General features: G+C 70.8%; 7 protein-coding genes. 4 read left to right on the top strand and 3 right to left on the bottom strand.

What is annotated here, in order from left to right; genetic code table 11:
• Positions 1 to 361 precede the first annotated feature (361 nt).
• The 3 genes from pknB to ACIRO3_RS12290 all read left to right on the top strand — a co-directional run bounded on the left by pknB (position 362) and on the right by ACIRO3_RS12290 (position 3,748).
• On the top strand, positions 362 to 2,272 hold the full coding sequence (gene pknB, locus ACIRO3_RS12300; RefSeq protein WP_404135275.1) for a Stk1 family PASTA domain-containing Ser/Thr kinase: 1,911 nt from the start codon (positions 362 to 364) through the stop codon (positions 2,270 to 2,272).
• Positions 2,273 to 2,276: 4 nt separating this feature from the next.
• Positions 2,277 to 3,137, top strand: coding sequence for a deoxyribonuclease IV (locus ACIRO3_RS12295; protein ID WP_361784494.1), 861 nt, complete (start codon positions 2,277 to 2,279; stop codon positions 3,135 to 3,137).
• 95 nt (positions 3,138 to 3,232) lie between these two features.
• Positions 3,233 to 3,748, top strand: coding sequence for a DUF4396 domain-containing protein (locus ACIRO3_RS12290; protein ID WP_404135272.1), 516 nt, complete (start codon positions 3,233 to 3,235; stop codon positions 3,746 to 3,748).
• Positions 3,749 to 3,758: 10 nt separating this feature from the next.
• Here the strand turns inward: ACIRO3_RS12290 and ACIRO3_RS12285 are convergent, their stop codons facing one another.
• Positions 3,759 to 4,391, bottom strand: a complete 633-nt coding sequence (locus ACIRO3_RS12285) for a sulfite oxidase-like oxidoreductase (protein ID WP_267801166.1) — start codon at positions 4,389 to 4,391, stop codon at positions 3,759 to 3,761.
• 173 nt (positions 4,392 to 4,564) lie between these two features.
• Between ACIRO3_RS12285 and bfr the strand changes: the two genes are divergently transcribed.
• Positions 4,565 to 5,044 carry a bacterioferritin gene (bfr, locus tag ACIRO3_RS12280; RefSeq protein ID WP_030233303.1) on the top strand — a complete coding sequence of 160 codons (480 nt, stop codon included), beginning with the start codon at positions 4,565 to 4,567 and terminating at the stop codon, positions 5,042 to 5,044.
• A gap of 47 nt (positions 5,045 to 5,091) precedes the next feature.
• Here bfr and ACIRO3_RS12275 read toward each other — a convergent pair whose 3' ends face one another.
• On the bottom strand, positions 5,092 to 5,370 hold the full coding sequence (locus ACIRO3_RS12275; protein WP_404135268.1) for a bacterioferritin-associated ferredoxin: 279 nt from the start codon (positions 5,368 to 5,370) through the stop codon (positions 5,092 to 5,094).
• A gap of 133 nt (positions 5,371 to 5,503) precedes the next feature.
• Positions 5,504 to 6,859, bottom strand: coding sequence for a class II 3-deoxy-7-phosphoheptulonate synthase (locus ACIRO3_RS12270; protein WP_267801164.1), 1,356 nt, complete (start codon positions 6,857 to 6,859; stop codon positions 5,504 to 5,506).
• Positions 6,860 to 7,075 lie beyond the last annotated feature (216 nt).

Raw genomic sequence — 7,075 nt, 5'->3', positions numbered from 1 at the left:
CCGCCGGCGGGGCGGGGGGGGGGGCGCGCCCCCCCCCCGGCGGGGCGGGGGGGGGGGGGGGGGCGCCCCCCGCCCGCCCCCGGGGGGGGGGGGGGGGGGGGGCCGCCCCCCCCCCCCCCCTGCCCGGCGGAGCCGGGGTTACCTGGGGCACCGCCCCGGACCCCGCGCCTCAAACGCCGGCGGGGCTGAAAGGGCCGGGGTTCCGCGGGCTCCGCCCGGACCCGCGCCTCAAACGCCGGCGGGGCTGGTAGTGACCGGCGGGGGGGCCGGATCGACCGGCGGAGCCACCGGCGCGTCACAGGTGCGCTGCAACCGCCCCCGCCCGCGTCGGCGCACTCCGCGTCGCTCGTAGAATCGCCGGGTGGATACGACCCTGGATGACCCCCTCGTCGGGCGCGTGCTCGACGGCCGCTACCGCGTCGACGCCCGAATCGCGGCCGGCGGCATGGCCACGGTCTACCGGGCCCTCGACACCCGTCTCGACCGGATCCTCGCGCTGAAGGTGATGCATCCGGCCCTGGCCGCCGACGGCGTCTTCGTCGACCGCTTCATCCGTGAGGCGAAGTCCGTGGCGCGGCTCGCCCACCCCAACGTGGTCGCGGTCTTCGACCAGGGGACGGACGGCCCGTACACGTACCTGGCCATGGAGTACGTCTCCGGCTGCACCCTGCGCGACGTGCTCCGCGAGCGGGGCGCGCTGCGGCCCCGGGCCGCCCTCGACATCTTCGAACCGGTCCTCGCCGCCCTCGGCGCCGCCCACCGGGCCGGCTTCGTCCACCGGGACATGAAGCCCGAGAACGTGCTGATCGGCGACGACGGTCGGGTCAAGGTCGCCGACTTCGGTCTGGTCCGCAGTGTGGACTCGGTCACGAACACCACCGGTTCGGTCCTCGGCACCGTCTCCTACCTCGCGCCCGAGCAGATCGAGAACGGGATCACCGACACCCGCGTGGACGTCTACGCCTGCGGCGTGGTCCTGTACGAGATGCTCACGGGCGCCAAGCCGCACAACGGCGGCAGCCCCGCCCAGGTGCTCTACCAGCACCTCAACGAGGACGTGCCGCCCCCGTCGGCCGCCGTCCCCGGGCTGCCCGCCGGCCTGGACGAACTCGTCGCGCTGGCGGCCGCCCGCAGCCCGCAGCTGCGCCCCTCCGACGCCGCAGCCCTGCTCGGGCTGACGCTCGAAGCCCGCGCCCGGCTGACCGACGCGGAACTCGACGCCGAGCCGCCGCGGGCCCGGGCCGAGGAGCGGCCCGCCTCCGAGGACCGCACCAGCGTGATCGCGCGGCCCGTCACGGCGCAGCAGCCCGTACACCACACCTCGCGCCTGGAGTCGCCCGCGCCGATCCCGCCCCGGCGTCGGCCGGCGGGGGGCCTGCGGGCGCCCCGGCGCGGCCCGCTCCTGATCGTCGCGGGCATACTGTTGGCCCTCGGTCTGGGGGCCGGTGTCTGGTACATCAACTCCGGTCAGTTCACCAAGGTCCCCAACCTGCTCGGCAAGTCGGAGCAGGAGGCCAGGTCGCAGCTCTCGGCGGCCGGGCTCGGTGTGAAGGGCGTCAACCGGAAGTTCAGCGACGCCTTCGACCGCGGCACCGTCATGAACACCGACCCGCCGGGCGGCAAGCGCATCCGCGGCAACGACGCCGTCACCCTCACCCTCTCCCGGGGTCCCGAGGTGGTGAGCGTGCCGGCCCTGAAGGGCAAGCCCCTGGCGGCCGCCAAGTCCGAGCTGACGGCGGTCGGACTGGCGCCCGGGATCGTCACCCAGGCGTTCAGCGAGGACGTCGCCCAGGGCTCCGTCATCAGCAGTGATCCCGCGGGCGGCGAGAAGCGGGCTCCCGACACGGCGGTGGCGATCGTCGTCAGCAAGGGCAGCCCGGTCCGGGTGCCGAGCGTCACCGGCCGGCCCGCGGACGAGGCCCGGTCGGCGCTGGAGGGCCTCGGTCTGAAGGTGGGCACGGCGGCCGAACAGGTCAACTCCGCCTCGCCCGCCGGTACGGTCGCCAAGCAGTCGGTCGGGGCCGGCGCCCAGGCCGCCGCGGGCGACACGGTCACCCTGACCCTCTCCAAGGGGCCCCGCCAGGTCCAGGTGCCGGACGTCACCGGCCAGGATGTGGACGCCGCCCGTAAGGTCCTGGAGGGCTCGGGCTTCAAGGTGAAGGTGGACCGTCCCTTCCTGTCCTTCAGCGACACCGTGGAGAGCCAGTCCGTGCCGGGCGGCCAGAACGCCCCCGAGGGCGGCACGATCACGATCAAGACCAAGGGGCTGTAGGCACGTGACACACAATCCGGTGGGCGGGCACGTCCCCGTCGCGGGCGGCCTCGCCTCGGTCGGTCTCGCGTACGCCCGCGAGATGGGCGCCGAGGCCGTCCAGGTCTTCGTGGCCAATCCTCGCGGTTGGGCGACGCCCGTCGGCAATCCCGCGCAGGACGCGTTGTTCCGCGAGGAGTGCGCGCGGGAGTCGATCCCCGCGTACGTGCACGCGCCGTACCTGATCAACTTCGGCTCGCACACCGAGGCGACCGTCGAGAAGTCGGTGGAGTCCCTTCGCCACTCGCTGCGCCGGGGCCGTGAGATCGGCGCGCTCGGCGTGGTCGTCCACACCGGCTCGGCCACCGGAGGCCGGCCGCGCGAGGAGGCGTACGCGCAGGTCAGGGAGCACATGCTGCCGCTCCTGGACGAACTGACGCACGAGGACGACCCGTTCCTGCTGTTGGAGTCCACGGCCGGTCAGGGCTTCAGCCTGTGCTCGCGCACCTGGGACTTCGGGCCGTACTTCGACGCCCTGGACCACCACCCGAAGCTCGGGATCTGCCTGGACACCTGCCACGTCTTCGCGGCCGGACACGACCTGGCGGAGACGGGCGGCGTCAAGCGGACGCTGGATCTCCTGGTGGAGACGGTGGGCGAGGGCCGGCTGAAACTCGTCCACGCCAACGACTCCAAGGAGGGCGTCGGCGCCCACAAGGACCGGCACGCGAACATCGGCCAGGGGCACATCGGCCGGGACGCCTTCGCCGAGTTGTTCACGCACGCGGCGATGGACGGGGTGCCGTTGATCATCGAGACACCGGGCGGCAAGGAAGGTCACGCGGCGGACGTGGCGCTGCTGAAGGAGCTGCGCGGCCCGCGGTGACACACCGGGCGACCATCGCCCGGGGAATACCCCAGGGGGGTATACGGTTCCGTCATCACGGACCCGTTCTCCAGCCATTGCCCAGGGGGTACTCGATGGACCACGCGCACGCGGACCACGCCCACCACGACCACGCGAACCACCACGCCGGCGGCCACGACGGCGGCCGGGGCCGGGTCAGTTGGGGCACGGCGGCGAAGGCCACCCTGCACTGCCTCACCGGATGCGCCATCGGCGAGGTGCTCGGCATGATCATCGGAACGGCGCTGGGCTGGGGAAACCTGGCCACGATGATCCTGGCGATCGTCCTGGCGTTCTTCTTCGGCTACGCGCTCACCCTGCGCGGGATCCTCGGCGCCGGCGTGGACCTGCGTACGGCCGTCCGGGTGGCGCTGGCGGCCGACACCCTCTCGATCGCCGTGATGGAGCTGATCGACAACGGGGTGATCACCCTGTGGCCGGGCGCCATGGACGCCCACCTCTCCGACCCGCTGTTCTGGATCGTGCTGGCGATCGCGCTCGCGGCCGCCTTCGTGATCACCACACCGGTCAACAAGTGGATGATCGGCCGCGGCAAGGGCCACGCGGTCGTCCACCAGTACCACCACTGAAGCGCGGCGGTCAGAGCTCCGGGCCGTCCCCCGGCTCCTCCTGGTACGAGTAGCGCTGCTCGCGCCAGGGGTCACCGACGTTGTGGTAGCCCCGCTCCTCCCAGAAACCCCGCCGGTCGGCGGTCATGTACTCGATGCCGCGGACCCACTTGGGGCCCTTCCAGGCGTAGAGGTGCGGGACCACCAGCCGCAGCGGGAAACCGTGCTCGGCGGTCAGCAGTTCGCCACCCTGATGGGTGGCGAAGACCGTCCGGTCCGCGGCGAAATCAGCCAATCGCATGTTCGAGCTGAAGCCGTACTCGGCCCACACCATCACGTGCGTGACCTGGGGGGCCGGCGGGGCGAGCGCGAGGACGGTGCGGGCGCGGACCCCACCCCATTCGGCTCCGAGCATGCTGAACTTCGTCACGCAGTGCAGGTCGGCCACGACCGACTCGAACGGCAGGGCCGCGAACTCCTCGTGGTTCCAACAGTGCTTGTCACCGTCGGCCGTCGCACCGAAGACCCGGAACTCCCAGCGATCCGGCTTGAACTTGGGGACCGGCCCGTAATGGGTGACCGGCCAGCCGCGCTGCAACCGTTGCCCCGGGGGAAGCTCGAACTGCTCTGCTCCCGGAGATTCCCGGCTTTCCGGCTGACCCATGACTCCATGGTGACAGACTCGTCGGGGTGGTCATGACCAGGTCTGGACCGATTCGGGCAAGTCACTGCAACTCCCACTAAGGAGGCACTTACTGGACGCCCCCGAGCGGCGGTGCAAGGATGCGCGCACCTGCCCAGTCACTTAGCTGACATTGCTTGGAAGGAGCCTCTGCGATGCAGGGCGACCCCGAGGTCCTTGAGTTTCTCAACGAGCAGCTGACCGGCGAGCTCACCGCGATCAACCAGTACTGGCTGCACTACCGCATCCAGGACAACAAGGGTTGGACGAAGCTCGCCCACTACACCCGCGCCGAGTCCATCGACGAGATGAAGCACGCGGACAAGATCACCGAGCGCATCCTGATGCTCGACGGTCTGCCCAACTACCAGCGCCTCTTCCACGTCCGCGTGGGCCAGACGCTGACGGAGATGTTCCAGGCGGACCGCCAGGTCGAGGTCGAGGCCATCGACCGCCTCAAGCGGGGCATCGAGGTCATGCGCGGCAAGGGCGACATCACCTCCGCGCGTCTCTTCGAGGAGATCCTGGAGGACGAGGAGCACCACATCGACTACCTCGACACCCAGCTGGAACTGATCGAGAGCATCGGTGAGCCGCTCTACATCGCGCAGCTGATCGAGCAGCCGGAGAGCTAGAGCGCAGCCGACGACGACCGGGCCGCGGGAGTCCGGCCGCAGGCGCGTCAGGCCGCTTCGGCGAGCAGCGGGTCCGCGGTGAGCGCGGTCGCCGCGTTGCCCGTCTCCAGCAGCTCGCGGCGCGGGCACGCCCCGCGGCCGAGGATGCCCTGGATGGTGCGCACGCACGAACCGCAGTCGGTGCCGGCCTTGGTAGCCGAGGCGATCTGGCGGGGGGTGCAGGCCCCGGCAGCCGCGTGGTCCTTGACCTGCTTGTCGGTGATCCCGAAACAAGAGCAGACGTACACGCGGTTCACCTCCCTGGCAGGAATGGTTCGGCGAGCCATCCCCTATTCGGTGAGGCTTACCTAACCATACCCAAACTTAGGGTCCCCTAAAAGACCTGGATACGACGGTGGGGCACGGATCACATCGATCCGTGCCCCACCGTCGTACGAAGCCACGTACTGATCGCGTTTCCTACTGGTCGCGGTACATCTCGGCCACCAGGAACGCGAGGTCCAGGGACTGGCTGCGGTTGAGCCGCGGGTCGCAGGCCGTCTCGTAGCGCTGGTGCAGGTCGTCGACGAAGATCTCGTCGCCGCCGCCCACGCACTCGGTGACGTCGTCACCGGTGAGCTCGACGTGGATGCCGCCCGGGTGGGTGCCCAGCGCCTTGTGGACCTCGAAGAAGCCCTTGACCTCGTCGAGCACGTCGTCGAAACGACGCGTCTTGTGGCCGGAGGCCGCCTCGAAGGTGTTGCCGTGCATCGGGTCGGTGACCCAGGCGACGGTCGCACCGGACGCGGTGACCTTCTCGACCAGCTCGGGGAGCTTGTCGCGGACCTTGTCGGCGCCCATGCGGACGACGAAGGTGAGCCGGCCGGGCTCGCGCTCGGGGTCCAGGCGGTCGATGTACGTCAGCGCCTCGTCCACGGTGGTCGTGGGGCCGAGCTTGATGCCGATCGGGTTGGCGATCCGCGAGCAGAACTCGATGTGCGCGTGGTCCAGCTGGCGGGTGCGCTCACCGATCCACACCATGTGGCCCGAGGTGTCGTACAGCTTGCCGGTCCGCGAGTCCGTGCGGGTCAGCGCGCCCTCGTAGTCCAGGAGCAGCGCCTCGTGGGAGGCGTAGAACTCGACCGCCTTGAACTCGGCCGGGTCGGTGCCGCAGGCCTTCATGAAGTTCAGCGCGTTGTCGATCTCCCGCGCGAGCTGCTCGTAGCGCTGCCCGGACGGGGAGGACCGCACGAAGTCCTGGTTCCAGGCGTGCACCTGGCGCAGGTCGGCGTAGCCGCCGGTGGTGAAGGCGCGGACCAGGTTCAGCGTGGAGGCCGACGCGTGGTACATGCGCTTCAGCCGCTCGGGGTCCGGGATCCGGGCCTCTTCGGTGAAGGCGAAGCCGTTGACGGAGTCGCCGCGGTAGGTCGGCAGGGTGATGCCGTCGCGGGTCTCGGTGTCCTTGGAGCGCGGCTTGGAGTACTGGCCGGCGATGCGGCCGACCTTGACGACCGGCACGGAGGCCGCGTACGTCAGGACGGCGCTCATCTGGAGCAGCGTCTTCAGCTTGGCGCGGATGTGCTCGGCGGACACGGCGTCGAAGGCCTCGGCACAGTCGCCGCCCTGCAGCAGGAACGCCTCGCCCTTGGCGACGGCTCCCAGACGGGCGCGCAGCTGGTCGCACTCACCCGCGAACACGAGGGGAGGATACGACTCGAGGTCCGCGACGACAGCGCGCAGGGCCTCGGCATCGGGGTACGAAGGCTGCTGCGCCGCGGGAAGGTCTCGCCAGGTCGCCTTGGTGGCGGGGGCTTGGGTTTCAGCGTTCACGGTCACCTCGTACACATTACGGCGTCGCACGTCACGTCCAGCCCGGTGCCCACACCCTGAGACGGATGTCTCTCGGAATGCGACGCGCCCCCGCGGACGCTTCGCCTCCGCCGGCGGCGTGGGCTAGGGTCGGCGGCATGTACGCGCACTCGAACAAGAACTGGTGGTGGCCCGCTTCCGGCGGCCCACTCCTCGCGCGTACGTAGACGACTCGAACGACGC

It is taken from the genome of Streptomyces sp. NPDC102278 (assembly GCF_044766345.1).
GTDB lineage: Bacteria > Actinomycetota > Actinomycetes > Streptomycetales > Streptomycetaceae > Streptomyces.
Note: the sequence above shows the minus strand (reverse complement) of the source record. Positions and strands in the feature narration are given on the sequence as shown.